Origin of the sequence: Streptomyces sp. 1331.2 (assembly GCF_900199205.1) — a bacterium.
Lineage (GTDB): Bacteria > Actinomycetota > Actinomycetes > Streptomycetales > Streptomycetaceae > Kitasatospora.
Window position 1 is genome coordinate 23,634 of sequence record NZ_OBMJ01000002.1, and the last position, 16,161, is coordinate 39,794.

General features: G+C 71.2%; 16 protein-coding genes. 12 read left to right on the plus strand and 4 right to left on the minus strand.

Features of this window, described 5'->3' with window-relative positions; translation table 11 throughout:
* The first annotated feature begins 88 nt into the window (after positions 1–88).
* Together CRP52_RS40680 and CRP52_RS38675 are read left to right on the plus strand one after the other, a co-directional pair.
* Positions 89–1,057, plus strand: coding sequence for a hypothetical protein (locus tag CRP52_RS40680; RefSeq protein ID WP_179853100.1), 969 nt, complete (start codon positions 89–91; stop codon positions 1,055–1,057).
* 655 nt (positions 1,058–1,712) lie between these two features.
* The gene (locus tag CRP52_RS38675) at positions 1,713–2,726 is read left to right on the plus strand and encodes a hypothetical protein (RefSeq protein ID WP_179853101.1); all 1,014 of its coding nucleotides are present in this window, start codon (positions 1,713–1,715) and stop codon (positions 2,724–2,726) included.
* Between the two features lie 526 nt (positions 2,727–3,252).
* Here CRP52_RS38675 and CRP52_RS33170 read toward each other — a convergent pair.
* Entirely contained in the window at positions 3,253–4,248 is a 996-nt protein-coding gene (locus tag CRP52_RS33170) for a winged helix-turn-helix domain-containing protein (RefSeq protein WP_143685891.1), read from the minus strand.
* Positions 4,249–4,428: 180 nt separating this feature from the next.
* On the opposite strand from CRP52_RS33170, the gene CRP52_RS33175 reads away from it, so the two are divergent.
* Complete coding sequence (locus tag CRP52_RS33175) at positions 4,429–4,824, plus strand: hypothetical protein (protein ID WP_097240550.1); 396 nt, start codon at positions 4,429–4,431, stop codon at positions 4,822–4,824.
* A gap of 217 nt (positions 4,825–5,041) precedes the next feature.
* Here the strand turns inward: CRP52_RS33175 and CRP52_RS33180 are convergent, their stop codons facing one another.
* Complete coding sequence (locus CRP52_RS33180; protein WP_097240551.1) at positions 5,042–5,482, minus strand: nuclear transport factor 2 family protein; 441 nt, start codon at positions 5,480–5,482, stop codon at positions 5,042–5,044.
* Positions 5,483–5,608: 126 nt separating this feature from the next.
* Between CRP52_RS33180 and CRP52_RS33185 the strand changes: the two genes are divergently transcribed.
* The 3 genes from CRP52_RS33185 to CRP52_RS33195 all read left to right on the plus strand — a co-directional run bounded on the left by CRP52_RS33185 (position 5,609) and on the right by CRP52_RS33195 (position 8,378).
* Positions 5,609–6,181: a TetR/AcrR family transcriptional regulator gene (locus CRP52_RS33185; protein ID WP_097240552.1), complete on the plus strand. Its 573-nt coding sequence runs from the start codon at positions 5,609–5,611 to the stop codon at positions 6,179–6,181.
* Positions 6,182–6,271: 90 nt separating this feature from the next.
* Complete coding sequence (locus CRP52_RS33190; RefSeq protein WP_218893209.1) at positions 6,272–7,570, plus strand: damage-control phosphatase ARMT1 family protein; 1,299 nt, start codon at positions 6,272–6,274, stop codon at positions 7,568–7,570.
* 106 nt (positions 7,571–7,676) lie between these two features.
* The gene (locus tag CRP52_RS33195; protein WP_097240554.1) at positions 7,677–8,378 is read left to right on the plus strand and encodes a DUF4328 domain-containing protein; all 702 of its coding nucleotides are present in this window, start codon (positions 7,677–7,679) and stop codon (positions 8,376–8,378) included.
* 41 nt (positions 8,379–8,419) lie between these two features.
* Here CRP52_RS33195 and CRP52_RS33200 read toward each other — a convergent pair whose 3' ends face one another.
* Positions 8,420–9,556: a DUF4185 domain-containing protein gene (locus CRP52_RS33200; protein ID WP_097240555.1), complete on the minus strand. Its 1,137-nt coding sequence runs from the start codon at positions 9,554–9,556 to the stop codon at positions 8,420–8,422.
* Between the two features lie 492 nt (positions 9,557–10,048).
* On the opposite strand from CRP52_RS33200, the gene CRP52_RS33205 reads away from it, so the two are divergent.
* From CRP52_RS33205 to CRP52_RS33215, 3 genes are read left to right on the plus strand one after another with little or no spacing between them, the layout of a single operon-like run.
* Positions 10,049–10,456 (plus strand): hypothetical protein, encoded by a 408-nt coding sequence (locus CRP52_RS33205; RefSeq protein ID WP_097240556.1) that lies wholly within the window; start codon positions 10,049–10,051, stop codon positions 10,454–10,456.
* Positions 10,457–10,459: 3 nt separating this feature from the next.
* A complete protein-coding gene (locus tag CRP52_RS33210) occupies positions 10,460–12,163 on the plus strand; it encodes an alpha/beta hydrolase (protein ID WP_097240557.1) in 1,704 nt (567 codons plus the stop codon).
* Positions 12,160–12,693, plus strand: a complete 534-nt coding sequence (locus CRP52_RS33215; protein ID WP_097240558.1) for a hypothetical protein — start codon at positions 12,160–12,162, stop codon at positions 12,691–12,693. Before CRP52_RS33210 ends, CRP52_RS33215 begins: the two co-directional genes overlap by 4 nt.
* Before the next feature lie 83 nt (positions 12,694–12,776).
* On the opposite strand, the gene CRP52_RS33220 is transcribed toward CRP52_RS33215, so the two are convergent.
* A complete protein-coding gene (locus CRP52_RS33220; protein ID WP_257033176.1) occupies positions 12,777–13,808 on the minus strand; it encodes an asparaginase in 1,032 nt (343 codons plus the stop codon).
* 245 nt (positions 13,809–14,053) lie between these two features.
* Here CRP52_RS33220 and CRP52_RS33225 point away from each other — a divergent pair, with 245 nt between their 5' ends.
* From CRP52_RS33225 to CRP52_RS33235, 3 genes are all read left to right on the plus strand, one after another.
* On the plus strand, positions 14,054–14,596 hold the full coding sequence (locus CRP52_RS33225; protein ID WP_097240560.1) for a hypothetical protein: 543 nt from the start codon (positions 14,054–14,056) through the stop codon (positions 14,594–14,596).
* A gap of 590 nt (positions 14,597–15,186) precedes the next feature.
* Positions 15,187–15,558 carry a hypothetical protein gene (locus CRP52_RS33230; protein ID WP_143685892.1) on the plus strand — a complete coding sequence of 124 codons (372 nt, stop codon included), beginning with the start codon at positions 15,187–15,189 and terminating at the stop codon, positions 15,556–15,558.
* A 24-nt stretch (positions 15,559–15,582) separates the two neighbouring features.
* Positions 15,583–15,945 carry a hypothetical protein gene (locus CRP52_RS33235; protein WP_143685893.1) on the plus strand — a complete coding sequence of 121 codons (363 nt, stop codon included), beginning with the start codon at positions 15,583–15,585 and terminating at the stop codon, positions 15,943–15,945.
* Positions 15,946–16,161 lie beyond the last annotated feature (216 nt).

Sequence of the window (16,161 nt, forward strand, 5' to 3'; positions counted from 1 at the left end):
CGAGGGCAGCGCAACTATCCCGGGCTGTGGTGGTCTTCGACGTCTGGCCGGCACGTCGGCTACGAATCATGGGTCGAGCGACCACGCGATGCTGCTGGACTTCGACCAGCAGGTCACCGGCTTCGCGTCGCAGCCGCTCAACCCGCCGGCCGCCGAACGCTTGGCAGTGATCAGCGGCCTGCCCCTGGGGCGGCTGTCAGCGGCGCTCCCGGCCCTGGGCTGGGCCCGCCAGCACGCGCCGGACCTCATGGAGAAGAAGATCCCGGCTGTCCGGTTCCAAGCCGCCAAGGGCTACACCCGCCGGGCATGCCCTCACCGTGCGAGCCGGCGCAACATCGCCCCGCCCCGCGTCCAACTGCCCATCACCCGGGTCATCTGCACCCGCCACCAGCACTGGCAGAGCGTCACCGTCAGCGGATCGTGGACGAATGTGACCGAAGGGCCGCCGTTCCCGCCACCGGTCGAGCTGAGCCCCCTTGCAGGCATGGTCGCAGCTCAGAGACGACTGGCCCAGGTCCTCCGCCGCTACGGCCCCGATGTTCTGGTCATGAGCGTTCGCGGCGCCCGCTCGATCGCCGAGAGGTGGGCCGCAGACCGATGGGCGGAACCAGCGATGGTGCAACGCTGGCAGACACGCGCACGCAAACTGAACTGGCCCACCGAAGCGGAGACGATCACGCAGAACAGCGAGGCCGGCGCGATCATCTCGCACCCTGAAGTCGCGACCCTGGCCGCCTTCCTGGCGCCCTTGACCGTCGCCCCGACCGAGTTCTTCTACGCGGAGAACAAGGAGGAGATCCGCGCGCTGGTCGACCGGACGAGAGCGGCACTCGGGCTGACACCCCTCGCACCCGCTGGTTGCCAGTGGCCGTGCAGTGCCCCCCGCACGTCCGCTGATGCGATCTGGAACCACGTCGACCAGGTCCGGCTGACGCGCGGGCGTCACCGATGGCGCCAACTGAGAAGCGCCATGATCCCTGAGCTTGGCATCCCCGATCCGTCTCACCAAACCTGGCAATCCGCAGCTCGACACAGTCGCGTCCGCCATGATCAGTGAGACCGGACACGGGGGTCAGCCGGTGTTGAGCTTCTGGTTCATGGGGCCCGGGTTGTTCTCCCCGCGCCAGCGGGGATCAGCCGTCCTTGGTGTGCAGGAGCGGGTACGTACCCCAGTTCTCCCCGCGCCAGCGGGGGTCAGCCCCGAGCGGGTGGCCGGTTCCAGGGCTGCGGCGGTCTCCCCGCGCCAGCGGGGTCAGACGGAGGCCGGTATTGTTTTCGACAGGTAGAACGGGAGCCACCTGGGCACGAGTTCGAGAGCCAATTGTGAACTCGTGAACGGCTTTTGTATCGGAGGATCGAGGCCAGCCGCTCACACTGTTGGCACCTTGTTCGAGCGACGCCGTCTCAGGCCGGCTCGGGGGCGGGGCCCGATCAGACGGATCGTCCTGAAGGCGCACGTCGCCCGGTTCTGCAGCGGCATGGAGAAACCGGCCCGGCCATCCGGCTGCCGCCGAATCAGCCAAGTGTTCCGGGGGGCCGGGCGGTGACTGGCGTGTACCCGGGTCGTTGAAGCAGGTTGAACAGCCGAGCTGTGCGGTGCCCCGGTCGTGGTGGCCCGGGGCGCCGTGGTGTGGCGCGGCTTCCGTCTTCCCCGGGCCTGGACGCTTCGGCGTCCTGAGGCCTGGTCCAGGTGCGAGCGAGAGGACAACGGCATGGCCGGACGATCTGGTCTGTATATCGGTGGGATTCTGGGCAAGGGCCGCAGCAGCAGCCGGGCTGGGCAGGCAGCCGTGCTGGTGGTCGCGGCGGTGCTGAGCGGTTCGGCGATGCCCGCGCAGGCGCGGGCGCAGGCGCCTGCCCGTGATGCCGCTGCGGCGGCACCGGTGACGAAGGTGTACGCGACACCGGGCACCTACGAGTTCACCGTCCCGAAGGGCGTCACCCAGCTGAGGGCCACGGCGGTCGGCGCCGGCGGCAGCGGAGGCGGTGGAGGCTCCGGCGGCAACGGGAACCAGTTCCAGTTCGGTGGCGGCGGCGGTGGAGGCGCCGGCGGCAACGGCGGCGGGGCCGTCGAGTGCGTCTTCCCGGTCAAGCCCGGACAGGTGATGCACCTCGCCGTGGGGAAGGGCTACCCCGGCGGCCGCGGCAGCCACAGTTGGGACCCCGACAACCGCTACAACGGCGAAGCCGGACAGGGCGGCGACTACGGCGACGATTCGTGGGTGTGGGACAAGACGACGAACAACTCCATCAGGGCCAGGGGCGGCCTGGGCGCGTGGGGCGGAGGGGGAGGAGAGTCGGCGAAGGGGAGCTCGCAAACCACCCGCGATCTGAGCGGTAAGGGCGGCAAGGGCGGCCCGTCCAACGACAGGGTCGGTGGCGGGACCTGGGACACCCGCGGCCCCAAATGCGCCAACGATGCGCAGGCCAGGGGCGGCAAGCACGGGGATCCCGGTCGGAACGGGGAGGACGGCAGCCACGACCGGGGAGACGGCCGCGGAGGTGACGGCGGACGCGGCGGGGACGCCGGTGTGGAGACGCCCTGGGGCGCGATTGTCCCGCTGCCGAGCATGGCGCCCTGCCCCGAGAACGCGCGCGGGAAGGGCGGCGACGGCGGACGCGGCGGGGACGCAGGGGACTGGAACCGGAACTATGACAACTTCTACCCCAAGCCGGGTGAGGACGGTAAGGCCGGCCAGAGTGGCTGCCTCGTACTGACCTACTGAGAGCATGGGCCCCCTCCGGGCCGGCTGACCAGCCGGCCCAGGCGGCAGGCCCGGTACATCGCGCCCGACCTGCCGACGCAGACAGACATGGTGTGACCCGGGCGGGTCTCCCGCCGGATCGGCACCCTGCCAGGGCCCACGAGACCGGTCCGACCCCACAGCCAGAAGACCATGCTTGCGCGACAGGTTCGCGTGGCCCGCCCTGGAGCACTCTGCGGCACCACAGCTCGGCTAAGTGGCGTAGCCGAGGCTCGCCCGCACCATCTACCCCAGTACTGAAAGATCTCGAACACGTCTTCCCCGCGCCAGCGGGGGTCAGCCGCTCGCGGAGGTTCTTCACGAGGTGGAGAACGCGTCCTCCCCGGTCAGCGGGGGTCGGCCGTGCAGCTCCAGGTCGTACCCGTTGAAGGTCGGGTGCTCCCTGCGGCAGCGGGGGTTCCACCTGGTGGATCCGATGATCCTGGCGGATCGAGGGTTTGGGTGGGGTGGGCGTGTAGGGGATCGCCGCCGGCCTCGGGCGACGTGGTCAGTGGTAGAGGGCGGCCAGGTTGTGGCCGCGGTCGCTCAGTTGGTAGTAGACGCGGTGCTGTTCCCGGGTCTTCAGGAGGAAGCCGGCCCGGTGGAGGGCGGTGAGGTGGTGGGAGACGGCGCTGGGGGTGAGCCAGTGGCGGTGGGCCAGTTCGGTGGTGGTGCGTGGGGTGGCCAGGTCGCGCAGGATGCGGCCTCGGGTGCCTGCCAGCTGATCGGCGGCGGGTTTGCCTGCGTCGCGGTGGTCGGCGGCGGTGGGGTGGGCGGGGTAGGAGATCACCGGGTGCTGCGGGCCGGCTTCGGGGAGCGGGTCCAGGGCCACCGACAGTGAGCCGTTGAAGACCGAGGGCGCGAGGAGCAGCACGTCGGCTTGCGGCACGTCGGCGTCGAACGGCATGTCGATGCTCAGGTGGTCGCCGTGCCAGCCGATCCGTGGGTCGAGGCCGGGGAAGACGGCCGCGAGGCCCTGACGTGACATGGTGCGGGCGCGGCGTGCGATGTCGCATTCGATCCGGGCCTGCAGGGCGGACCACTGCCGGGCGATCGCGCCGTCCCACAGCCGCGCCATTTCGCCGGCGGCCCGCTCGGCGAACGATGCCTCGCCGCGGTCCAGCGCTTTGAGCAATTCCCGTGGTGTGGTTGCGAGTTGGGTGCGCCGCGTGGCGGGTTGGTGCAGCATGAAGTCGAGTTCCCGGGTCAGCCGGGCCGGGTTCGTGGTGGCGACGGCGTGCAGTTCTCCGTCCAGCGATCCCTGCGCGACCGCCGGACGGGGCAGCGTGAAGTCCGGGATGTAGTTCCAGTGCCCGGCGAACAGCCCGCTCAGCACCGTCAGCCGCCGCTGCCGCAGGGTGTCCCGGAGCCGCGCGCTCAACTCCCGGGCCTGCGGCTGTACGGGGCAGTACGCGAACATCAGCCCGTCGATCAGCGTGTGCAGCGGCGAGATCACGAACCGTGTGTTCGCCCAGCCCTGCGCCCCCATGCCGATTCTGATCACGGCTGCCCTCCCCCGGTACGCCACCGCCTTGGCGCGCACACACTAGGCCGCTGCCGCAAGCACATTCGAGGAAATCGACAAGACTTTACCGGCCTCCAGCACCGCCGCTTCCATGGTTCCACCGACAGAAACCACGGAGATCGATGGAAATCCATGGATAAACCACGGAGGGGAACAAGCATGGGCATGGACATCGGCATCGGCAGGAAGGCCAGGATCGGCCTGGCCGTCACGTTCGGCGCGGCCGCGATGCTTGCGCTGGGCGCCAACCCGGCGTTCGCGCAGGAGGGCAACTTCACGGTGGGCAGCGGCTCCTGTGTGGCCATCGAGGAGATCCAGCTGCAGTCGACCAGCACCGGGTTGCACGACTTCATGGAGAACAACCCGATCCAGGCCTCGGCCACGGACCCGTACTGGTGCCGTTTCAGCCTGATCGACAACGGCACCGAGGTCTGGCACTCGACCGGCGCCGGGTCCGGCTGGTGGGCCGACGGCCCCGGGCACAACATGCAGGCGTGCGTCGAGCGCTGGTACAACGGCACCCGCCTGAGCCACACCTGCGGTCCGATCAACTGAGTCAGCCCCGCGTGCCCGGCCATCGTCCCCCACACCCGATGGCCGGGCACCGGCGCTCTGAGCCCGGCTGTACCCCCGGGTCCGTCCGGCGGACAGCCGGTCGACGGTCCCGCGCTCCTCCGTGGTCAGTACGGCGTTGCGTTCCAGGAAGTCGCGCACTACGGGGTCGGGCCGGCCGGCGGGGTTCCGGCCTGCGCCAGCCGCCTCCGTGCCGGTGTCACTTGTCTTCCAGCGCCGCCACGAGTTGGGGCAGGTTGCCGCCGGCGACGGCGAGGGCCAGGTGGTCGTGGTAGTCGCGGCTGTGCACGATCAGGCCGTCGCGGACCCGGAGGATCTGGACGTTCGCGGACTCGAAGCTGCGCCCGGTGGTCCGGTGGAGCACGTGGTAGTCGAACTCGGCGACGACGACCTCGGGGTCGTCGGTCTCCCGGACGACCACGTTCGACGCCCGCAGTTCCAGCGGCGTCTGCACACCGACCTCGTCGAAGCGTTCGGCGAGTACGGCCCGCCCTTCGAAGCGGCGTGGCCCGACCGGCTGGAAGACGGTCTCGACCACGGCGTCCTCGGCGTAGAGCTGAGCCAGTTCGGTGAACCGGCCGGTGGTGATGCCTTCCAGCAGCTTGAGGAAGACCTCGCGCGGAGACAGCGTTTCGGACATGATCAACCCCCGGGATCGCGTCGCTAGAATCGGACCAGCGACTCCGCTTAGAACGATACGGACTGGCCACTCCGGTTGTCCAGGGTTGAATCGGGACCGGTGCGGAGCAGGAGGGAGAGAAGTCTGATGAGCGACACGTCGCAACGCCCGCTGCGCGCGGACGCGGCCCGCAACCGGGCCAAGGTGCTCGACGCGGCCACCCAGGTGTTCACCACCCGCGGGGTCGGCGTGCCCACCGAGGAGATCGCCCGCGCCGCCGGGGTCGGCGTGGGCACCCTCTTCCGGCACTTCCCCACCAAGGAGGCGCTGCTGGAAGCCGTCGTGGTCCGCAGGCTGGAAACGATCACCGCCCGCACCGCGCAGCTGGCCGCCGAGGCCGAACCCGCCGACGCCTTCTTCGCCGGCTTCCGGCTGGTGGTCGAACAGTCCGCGGGCAAGCAGGAGTTCACCCGCGCCCTCGCCGATGCCGGGGTGGACGTGCACGCCTCCCTGCGGGAGTCGAGCACGGTGATGCGCGCGCAGCTGGCCGAGCTGCTGGCCGGGGCGCAGCGGGTCGGGGCCGTACGCTCCGAGGTGGGGCTGCCGGAGCTGATCGCGCTGCTCGTCGGCGTCGGTACGGCGGTCGAACAGCTCGCGGGCGACCCGGCGGGACGGGAACGGGTCTTCGAGGTGGTGTTCGCCGGGCTGCGGCCGCAGTGAGCACGGCTGTACGGACCCCTGGTCGCCCGCCTGACCGACTGCCCGCCTGACCGACTGCCTGCCCGCCCGCCCGCCCGCCCGACGATGATGATGGTGAGAGAGACGGAGCCTTTCGTGGCCGAAGCGCCCCTGATCCGCAGTGACGTCCCCGGGTCCTTCCCCTGGGGCGTCTTCCACGAGCGCCACCCCGCGCTCGTCCGGCAGGTCCTCGACGCCCTTCCGTACGGGCCCGCCGAGCGGGCGGCGGTCGAGCGGCTGCTCGTGGAGAGCACCACCGGCGTCCTGGAACCGCTGCGCCCCCGCCTCGCAGACTCCACGGACGCCGCGGACGCCGTCGTGGACGGGCCGGACGCCGCGGACGCCGCCCGGTGGGCGCGGTGGGGTGAGGCCCTGTGGGGCCGGCCGTGGGGCGAGGCGCCGTTCCTGTGGGCGGAGAGCTACTTCTACCGCCGGCTGCTGGACGCCACCGGGTACTTCCGGCCCGGCGCGTGGCAGGGCGTCGACCCGTTCGCGCCCTTCAAGGCCGCCGAGTTGGCCGGGTCGGCCGTCGACGAAGAGCTGGCCGCGCTGGACGGGATCGACGGGCTGCCGCAAGCCCGGCGGGCGGAGGTGCTGCTGTCCTCCGCGCTGTGGGGCAACCGGGCGGACCTCAGCTTCCGGATCACCGCGGAGCCCGGTGGGCCGGCCGTCTCCGACCTGGTCGCCGACGACAGCGCGCTGCTGTGGGCCACGCTGGAGCGGGCCGGGGGCGAGGGGCGGGTCTGCGTCGTCGCGGACAACGCGGGGCGGGAGCTGCTGCCCGACCTCGTGCTGATCGACCACCTCCTGACCCACGGCCTGGCGGCGCAGGTCGTCCTGTACGTCAAGCCGCAGCCGTACTACGTGTCGGACGCGACGATGACCGACGTCCTCGCCGCCCTCGACCGCCTTCGCAACGCGCGGGCCGCGCGGCCCGCGCGGCCCGCGTCGCCCGCGTCGCCCGCATCGGCCACGCCTCCCCCGCAGGCTGCCGCGGCGGTCGGCCAACGGCTGTGGCAGGCAATGGGCAGCGGCGCGCTCGCCGTCCGTACGCACCCGTTCTTCTGCGCGCCGCTGCCGTTCCACGACCTGCCCGCCGACCTCCGGGCCGAGTTCGCGGACGCGGCGCTGACGGTCTTCAAGGGGGACCTCAACTACCGCCGCCTCGTCGGCGACCGGCTCCGGCCGCCCACCACGCCGTTCGCCGACACGACGGGGTACTTCCCGTCGGCCGTCGCCGCCCTGCGGACGCTGAAGTCGGAGGTGATCGTCGGGGTCGACGCCGCCACCGTCGCCCGGCTCGACGCCACCGGCACCCCGTGGCGCACCAACGGGCGCCACGCGGTCGTCCAGGTCGACACGCGGCGGTAGCCGGGCACGCGGGGAGATCGATCCGCGAAATGGCCTGGTGCGAACGAGTGTTCCACCCCTAGGGTGGCGCTTCGTCAATCCGGTCCGGACCTGGAGCCCTTCGCCGATGTCTTCCCCCGCCGCCTACAGCTCGCCGCGAGTCGCCTCGATCGCCGCCACGGCCCTGCTCGCCGCAAGCGGTGCCGCGACGCTGTTCTCACTCGTCGCCGATTTCCGCATGTACGAGGTCGCCGGCGACCTCCTCACCAACGCCGAACTGGCCGGTTCCGCCGCGATCAGCGACGTGGACCAGCTCCGCTCCAACGCGAGCCTGATCAACACGCTGGTCATGGTGGCCACGGCGGCTGCGTTCATCACCTGGTTCTACCTGGTGCGGGTGAACGCCGAAGCGCTCCACCCGCACGGGCACCGGTACAAGCGGGGTTGGGCGATCGGCGGATGGTTCACCCCCGTGGTCGCGCTCTGGTTCCCCCGCCAGATCGCCGGCGACATCTGGCAGGCGGGCGCTCGCCCGGATGAGCTCGGGGTGCGCCCGCCGCTCCCCCAGACGCTGCTCAACCTCTGGTGGGGCACCTTCCTCGCGGCCGCCGTGCTCGGCCGGATCGGTGCCCAGTACAACGCGAAGGCGGAGTACGCGGACACCTACCAGCAGTCCGTCCTGTGGCTGGTCGCCTCCGAGCTGCTCAAACTGGCCGCGGCGGTCTTCGCCGTCCTGGTGGTCCGCAAGGTGACGGCCATGCAGGAGCAGCGCTTCGCCGAGTCCGCGGCCCGGGCGTACGGGGTGGCCTCCTCGACCGCCCGCAGCTGAACCAGCCGACGGGTCACGCCGGCGGAGTGCGGCACGCAGGGTCAGGAGAGCATGTTGATCCGGTACTGCATGATCCGGTAGTTCGTCGGGTCGTACCACTGGCTGACGACGATGTGGAAGTTGCCGAACGTCGAACCCGGGATGACGAAGCCGCCGTACGGGGCGGCGACGAGGTTGCCGATCTCCTGGCCCGGGTCGCAGGGCAGGATCATGGCCTGTTCCAGAGTGGTGGTCAGGTCCGAGGTCGGGAGCGGGAAGACCATCGCCCTGATCGACAGCGGGTTCATGTTCAGCCAGGTGAGGACGTACTTGCCGTCCATGGCGCGGAAGCACATCTCGCCCCACCTGCGGGTGCCGAAGACCGTCGTCGGGGCGGGCGCGTTCCACCGCCAGCCGCCGTCGTAGCCCCAGGGCTCGTAGGCGTCCGGGTTGCCGAGGCTCTCCTTCCGCACCCGGTGCAGCAGCATCCCCGACTCCACCTCGCGGTTGAAGACCGTGGACAGGACGTAGCAGTAGCCGTCGTCGGCGACGGCGTACGTCTTCTGCTGGAACTGGCCGCCGTACAGGTCGCCGGGCCACTGGCACAGGTACTCCCAGGTCTCACCGTTGTCGGTGGAGCGCCAGAAGTCGGTGTGGTGGGTGTCGAAGATGACGCCGCGCATGAGGTGCATGTACATCACGCCGTCGACCACGAACACGTCGGAGGGGATCGCCGTCGTGGCCTTGTCGTCGCCGACCGGGGTGTGCGGCTCGTCGACGAGGCTCCTGGCGTGGCCCCCACCCACGACGCCGTCGATCCGCAGGTTGTCCAGGTCCGCGCTGCCGGAGCGCAGGCCCACCGGGGCGTACCAGTTGCCGTCGCCGACCCGGTCGCCGTCGAAGGTGTCGCCGCAGACGAAGAGCATGGTGCCGTCCGGACACCGTACGGGGATGCCGAGGTCGGTCCACGGCGCGCCGAGCGACCCGGTCTCGCCGGGACCGCTGAGGTTCTTCAGCTTGGTCGCGATCGTCGGACCGGCCGGGTCGTTCGGGCCGCCGGCGAACGCCGCCCGGGCGCCGGAACCGAGGACCCCCGCCCCGGCCCCGAGCCCCGCCGCGACGCCGACGCCGATCCTGAGCAGCCTGCGGCGGGACGGCCCGCCGGTGGTCGCGTCGTTCCCGCCCGATGAATGCGTCATGTCGTCGATGACCTTGACCTTCCGAGTCGACGGATGGGAGCGCCGTAGCCTCGGTGGCGACGGGCCGCCACCGAGGCTACGGGGCTCCGCCGCCGCTCGGTCCATCGGTGAACGAACCTTCACTCAAATGAGCTATGCGCCAGGGAAGTTCACAATCGGAATACGGGTCGCTCCGACCGACCGAGGGTGGTGTGCCGCTCGACCTGTCCCCGCACCCGCGGGGGCAGCCGTGATCGATGTCGGCCGGCATCGTCGGACGCCTGCGGCGTCGCCGGTCGCCGCCGGGGCGACCGACCGCCCCCACCCCAACTGTCGTGCACCGTACCGCCCGTGGGATCGATTCCGCATGAACTCCGCAGGCGTGCCCGAACCCGACTATCCCGGCCGAAATGCGACCGGCTACCATCCCCCCTCAACGATCTTGTCGATGGAACACGGCCACGGGCGGCGACGCCCGGGGCCGGACGGAACACGGAACAACGGGGGAAAGAGATGGCCGATCCGGACATGGCCTTGGCGTTCAAGGTCAACCCGGCCGAGTTGGATGGCTGCGGGCAGAGCGCCCAGCACATCGGAGGGCTCATACCGGGCGAGACCGGGAAGATCACCGAGCCGTGCAACCAGGCTGCCGGCGGGCTGAAGGGCTGGCTCACGGCGACCGCCATCCAGAACTGCGGGACGAACTGGAAGACGCTGCTGGACAAGCTCGGCGGGGACATGGGGGACGTCGGCACCAAGCTGGCCTCCTCGGCCGCCTACTACCGTCAGGTCGAGCAGGACATCCACGGGAGCATGAAGAACCCGTCCGCGCCGGCCCCGAGCGAGCCCGACCCGTTCAACACGACCTTCGTCCCGGGCCCCGTGAAGCCCGCCGGCACCAGCGCGAAGGCGGCCCAGTAAGCGATGGACATCAAGACCCTCTACGACGCCGACTTCATCTACCTCACCAGTGCGAAGACCGCCTTCGACACCCTCTCCACCGCCTTCGGCCAGCACGTCGAGTCGTGGCAGCTGGAGGTCGTCAAGCGGCTGAACAACTCGCAGTGGACGGGCACCGCCTCCGACCACGCCAAGGCGCGGATCCAGCTGCTGGAGAACGAGCTCCAGGCCGCCAAGCAGGAGCTCGGGCTGGTCAGCACCGCCCTGCGGGACGCCTCCGAGGGCTTCGCGGCGGCGCAGGCGCACCTGGTCAACGCCCTGGACGACGCGAAGGCGAAGAAGCTGAACGTCGCCCCCGACGGGCGGATCACCTGGGACAACGACCCCGCCTCGGCGAACTTCGCGGGCAAGGACGCCGAGGCACAGGCCCAGGAGATCAGTCGGCGCATCACCGCCGCGCTCACCGAGGCCGACCACGCCGACCAGACCATCAACGCCCGGCTCGCCCACCTCGCCACCAACGCGAGCAACGGCACCGGGCTCGACGCCGCCACGGTCAAGGCCGACACGGACGCGGCGAAGAAGCTGGAGGAGGTGCCGGCCGCCGGCACCGACCCGAACAACGTCAAGGCCTGGTGGAACAGCCTGACCGACGAGCAGCAGCACCGGATGATCCTCAATCACCCCGACCAGGTCGGCAACCTCGACGGCGTCCCCGCCGCCGCCCGCGACCAGGCCAACCGGATCAACCTGCAGCGCGGCAAGCAGGACCTCCAGCGTCAGCTCGACGGCCTCGGCCCGGAGCCGTCGCACTTCATCGGGTTCGGCAAGGACCGCATCGAGAACCCCGAGTACACCAAGTGGAAGTCCACCCGCGACGACCTCCAGGACAAGATGCACGGTGTGACGGCCATCGAGGACCGGCTGAACAAGCCGGTCGACGCCTCGCACCCGCCCACCTTCCTGCTCGGCTTCGACACCAACGGCAAGGGCCATGCGATCATCGCGGTCAACAACCCCGACACCGCCGACAACGTCTCCACGTACGTGCCCGGGACCGGCGCGCGGCTCGGCAGCATCGGCAGCGACATCAACCGCTCCGACCTGATGGTCCAGTCGGCCGACGAGGCCAACCGCAAGGCCGGCGACAAGAGCACCAACTCGTCGATCACCTGGGTCGGTTACGACGCGCCGCAGAACATCGTCCCCGAGGCCGCGGACGACACGTACGCGAAGAACGCGGAGGACAAGCTGCGCAACTTCGAGCTCGGGCTGCACGCCACGCACGACGGGAAGATCGCCAACAACACCGTCCTCGCCCACAGCTACGGCACCACGACCGTGGGATACGCCATGCGGGACAAGGGCCTCCCGGTCGACAACGCCGTCCTCATCGCCAGCCCCGGCTGCGGCGTCGAGAACGCCAAGGAGCTGCGCATCGACCCGTCCCACGTGTACGCGGCGCAGAGCCCCGCCGACGCGATCGGCTGGGCCGCCGCCGTCGACCCGGGCGGGATGTGGGACAACATCGTCGACAACGTCTCCACCTCGTGGGGCATGGGCGACGGCGACCACCACCTGATCCACGGCCGGCAGACCACCGTCCCCCAGTTCGGCGCGCACGTCCTGCCCACCGACCCGGAGGCTGGACACTCCGACTACTGGAACGACGGGTCACCCACCCTGACCTCCATGGGGCAGATCATCGCCGGAAAGCAGGTCTCGTGAGTGCCAAGGCCGGAGGGTCCATTCGCCTGAGGAAGCGGGTCACCGCCGGGGCCGTACTGGCGGTCGCCGTGCTGGCCCTGAACGCCTGCGGCGCGAGCACGGTGAACGAGCGGTCCAAGCCCACGATCACGCTGGAACAGGCCAGGAAGCAGGTCGACGACTACCTCGCCGCCGTACTGGCCGCACTGCCCGTCAAGCCGACGAACAGCCTGGGCGACTTCAGCGACCTGGAGTGCGAGGCCAACGACGTCGGCCCGCACGGCAGGACGCAGACCGGTCGGGGGTACGACTTCGGTGACGTGCCGGCCGCGGCCAAGGCGGAGGCGGTGACGGCCTACCGCACGTTCCTGACCGGGCAGGGTTTCCAGCCGGTCCAGGACCCGCCCAACTTCCACAACGACTGGATCAAGCTGAGGAACCCGAAGGACCAGTTCCTCGCCACCCTGGACGGGGTCGCCGAGACCAGTCACGACCTCACGCTGCGGGTGAGGTCGCCCTGCGTCTGGCCGAAGGGGACGCCGCCGGCGTGACGGGGTGACTGACCCCCTTCACCGGGGCGGGGGTGAGGCCCCGTCCCGGTGAAGGGGTCAGTGGGCCGCGGCGCCGAAGGGCGTCAGTGGGCCGTGGCGGCGAAGGCGGCGGCGATCTCGTCGGTCTTCCGCCCCTGCTCCAGCAGGACGTGCAGGAGCAGGCGGGCCTTGTAGGCGTCGAGGTGACCGCCCCGGATCAGTCCGCGCGCCAGCAGGTCCTTCTCCGAGCCGGGGAAACCGTACGTCCCCTCCAAGACGGGCCCGTTGCCGATCCGGCTGGCGAGGACGACGGGGATCCGCGCCGCGGCCCGCTCCAGGATGCCCACGTAGGCCTCGGGCACGTGGCCGACGCCGAACGCGGCGATGACGAGCCCGTCGCAGGCCTCGGCCATCGCGGCCAGCAGGGCGCCGTCGTCGCCGAGCGTCGCGCCGTACAGGCCGATGCGTACGGCGTCGCCGACCGTCGAGCCGGCGGCCGGCCCGGCGGCCGGCCGCGGGAAGGTCGGCCGCGGGAAGGTCGTCCGCGGGGCGAGCGGGCCGTGGAGGTGGACCCGCCCCTCGTAGAGGCGCCCGAGCGGCCCGGTCGCCGGGGAGGTGAACGCGGCCGGGCTGGTGCTGTGGGACTTGCGGACGGTGCGGGCGGCGTGGATCTCGTCGCCGAGGACGACCACCGCCCCGGCGCCCCGCAGCTCCGCCGCCGCGGCGGCGATGACGGCCGCATGGATGTTCGCCGGGCCGTCCGCACCGGGCAGGGTGGGGTTGCGCATCGCCCCGGTGACGACGATCGGCTGCTCGCCGGGGTGCCAGAGGTCCAGCAGGTAGGCGGTCTCCTCGATGGTGTCCGTGCCCTGGGTGACCACCACCCCGTCACAGCCGCTCCGGAAGGCGTCGGCGACGGCCTCCGAGAGCGCGCGGAGGTCACCGAAGGCGAGAGACGCCCCGGGCAGGCGCCGGAAGTCGTGGACGCGCAGCTCGACGTCGAGCTCCTGCAGTGCCGGGACGGCGGCGAGGAGGTCGTGGGCGGAGAGCGCGGGCACGACCCCGCCGGTGGCCGGATCGGTGGTCATGGCGATCGTGCCGCCCAGGGAGAAGATCGCAACTGTCCTCGTAGCCAACGCCGTTGCCTCCTTGTCCGGGTGCCGCCGCCCGCGCAGCCCCCGCAGCGGTGTGGCGGTGGCCGACTGGCCTCGGGGCAATCTACCGTCACGAATGAGCAATCAGAGTCCTGAAAAGGCCCACGTCCTTCCGCACGTGATCACCAAAGGCCCCTCCATCGGATTTCCCCGAATCCCGGGCCGATCAGAGGTCTACCCTGCGAACACGCAGCGCTACGTGCCGTATCCGTACGAGAAGGAGCCCCATGTCATCGTCCTGCGACCCGAAACACGCTCCCGCCGGCGATGTGAGCGCCGCACTCATGGTGGTCGACTCGCGCCTCAAGGCCGTGTACGACGGCAAGAGCGGGACGGACCCCGAACACCAGCGGATGGTCAACCAGTTCGCCGCGTCCATGGGCCCCACAGGGCTCAAGTCGCTCCTGGACGGCACCTGCACCCTCATCTACATGTACATGAACTGGCTGCGGGGGACGCTCGAACACCACGACGAGGACGTCGTCGAGTACGTGGTGCCCGCCCTGGTGGGCACCATGCGCATGATGCCCAGGACCTTCAGCCCCGAAGTCGTCCCCACCATGGCCGCCCTGCTCGTCGCCGCAGGCACCGGCCTGAGCCCCAACCTCTGGCGCGCCCAGTACGGCCCCTGGACCGACGCCGAGATGAACCCCCTGGAAGCCACGGCCGTCCTGCTCGCGGAACACATCAACCGGATCTCCGGCAACGACGACAACAGCTTCGCCACCCGCCTGATCGCCGAAGTCCTCTCCGGCCTGGACCGGGACTGACGCTGACGCCCTCAACGGCCCAGCCCGTACCGCACGTAGTCCGGATGAGCCGCGCCGAGCTCGATGCGGTTCTCGTCCGGTCCGTTGACGATGCGCAGCCGGTCGATCCGTGCGCACGGGTTGCTCCGACCGCCACCCGTCCGCCGCCCTCGTCGGCGTCTGCGGGATTCCCGCCCGCCGGGCAGACCCCACCGGCCGTGGGCATCGAGGTCACCGACCACTACGGCAGCATCGCCGAACAGCGCCCGGCAGATCGCCCCCGGCACCGCCGACGCCGGTCCCGACGGTGCGCAGCCTCCCGAGTCGTAGGCCTCACAGCGGTCTCGCTGCCGTTACCCCTGTTGGTGTGACCGGCGCGGCTCAATGCCTGAGGGAAGGCGTGTCGGCAGCACGCAGGCCGCCCTCCTGGCGGTAACTAGATCATATGCCCGGCTGGAAACTGTCCCTCTCTGCGGCTGCCGCCGGCCTGGTGCTGGCCGGCTCGGCCGCGGGTCTGCCTTCGGTCGGGTCGGTCGCCGTGCTCTCCGACGGGCCGGGGACGGGCGGATCGGCCCCTTCGGCAGCTTCCGGAGCACCTGCGTGCGGAGTCGGTGTCCCCGGGCCTGGTGGTCCGACACCTGGTGGTCCCGGGCCCGGCTCTCCTGCTCCAGGTGGTCCCGGGCCCGGCTCTCCTGCTCCAGGTGCTCCCGGGCCCGGCTCTCCTGCTCCAGGTGCTCCCGGGCCCGGCTCTCCTGCTCCAGGTACTCCCGGGCCCGGCTCTCCTGCGCCAGGGGTGCCTGGATCTGAGGCGCCTGGGGCCGGTGCTCCCGGGCCTGGGGTGCCTGGGCCTGGCGTTCCGGTGCCGGGGGCTGCGCCCGGCGCTCCTGGGCCTGGCGCTCCCGCAGGCGGCGCGAGGGTACCCGGTGCTCCTGCGGGTGGGGGTGCGGCTGTTGGCGGTGCCGGAGCTGTCGGTGCTCCCGTAGCCGGTGCTCCGGGGGCGGGTGCCGGTGTCCCTGCTGCCGGTGTCCCTGCTGCCGGCGGACCTGCAGCCGGTGCTTCGGGATCCGGAGCTGCCGGTGCCGGCGCCGGCGGTGCGATTGCCGCCGGTGGACCCGGGGGTGGTGGCGCGCCTGCCACCGGCGGATCTGCGGCTGGTGCTCCGGGGGTCGGAGGTGGTGCTGCTGCTGGTGCCGCTGCCGCCGGGGCACCAGCAGCCGGTACTTCGGGAACCGGCGCCGGTGCCGGTGCCCTGGCGGCCGGTGCGCCGTCCGCCAGAGTTCCCGCCGCCGGGGGATCCGCGGGTGCAGCCAGAGTGCCTGGAGCGGGGTCATCCGGCACCGGGGCGGTCGGGAACGGGCGAAACCCGGTGAAGAGCTCGCCGAGCGCCTCGCCCAGTGCCTCGCCGGGCGCCTCCGGTACCGCGTCGCCGAAGCCCTCCGCCTCCCCGGGAACGCCAGGCGGGGGGCAGGGGCCGAAACCCCTCCTGCGCTCCGGCCCCTTCGACCACGGCATCGCCTCGCTGCCGCGCAGCGCCATCGTCCTGTTCTTCCTGTTCCTGTTCGTTCCCGCGATCGCCGCCGCGGCCA

Coding starts and splice junctions, on each gene's coding strand:
- CRP52_RS33195 (WP_097240554.1), top strand. CDS start 7,677: ATGTCTTCCCCCGCCGCCTACAGCTCGCCGCGAGTCGCCTCGATCGCC.
- CRP52_RS38675 (WP_179853101.1), top strand. CDS start 1,713: ATGGCCGGACGATCTGGTCTGTATATCGGTGGGATTCTGGGCAAGGGC.
- CRP52_RS33185 (WP_097240552.1), top strand. CDS start 5,609: ATGAGCGACACGTCGCAACGCCCGCTGCGCGCGGACGCGGCCCGCAAC.
- CRP52_RS33180 (WP_097240551.1), bottom strand. CDS start 5,482: ATGTCCGAAACGCTGTCTCCGCGCGAGGTCTTCCTCAAGCTGCTGGAA.
- CRP52_RS40680 (WP_179853100.1), top strand. CDS start 89: ATGCTGCTGGACTTCGACCAGCAGGTCACCGGCTTCGCGTCGCAGCCG.
- CRP52_RS33175 (WP_097240550.1), top strand. CDS start 4,429: ATGGGCATGGACATCGGCATCGGCAGGAAGGCCAGGATCGGCCTGGCC.
- CRP52_RS33210 (WP_097240557.1), top strand. CDS start 10,460: ATGGACATCAAGACCCTCTACGACGCCGACTTCATCTACCTCACCAGT.
- CRP52_RS33190 (WP_218893209.1), top strand. CDS start 6,272: ATGGTGAGAGAGACGGAGCCTTTCGTGGCCGAAGCGCCCCTGATCCGC.
- CRP52_RS33205 (WP_097240556.1), top strand. CDS start 10,049: ATGGCCGATCCGGACATGGCCTTGGCGTTCAAGGTCAACCCGGCCGAG.
- CRP52_RS33225 (WP_097240560.1), top strand. CDS start 14,054: ATGTCATCGTCCTGCGACCCGAAACACGCTCCCGCCGGCGATGTGAGC.
- CRP52_RS33200 (WP_097240555.1), bottom strand. CDS start 9,556: ATGACGCATTCATCGGGCGGGAACGACGCGACCACCGGCGGGCCGTCC.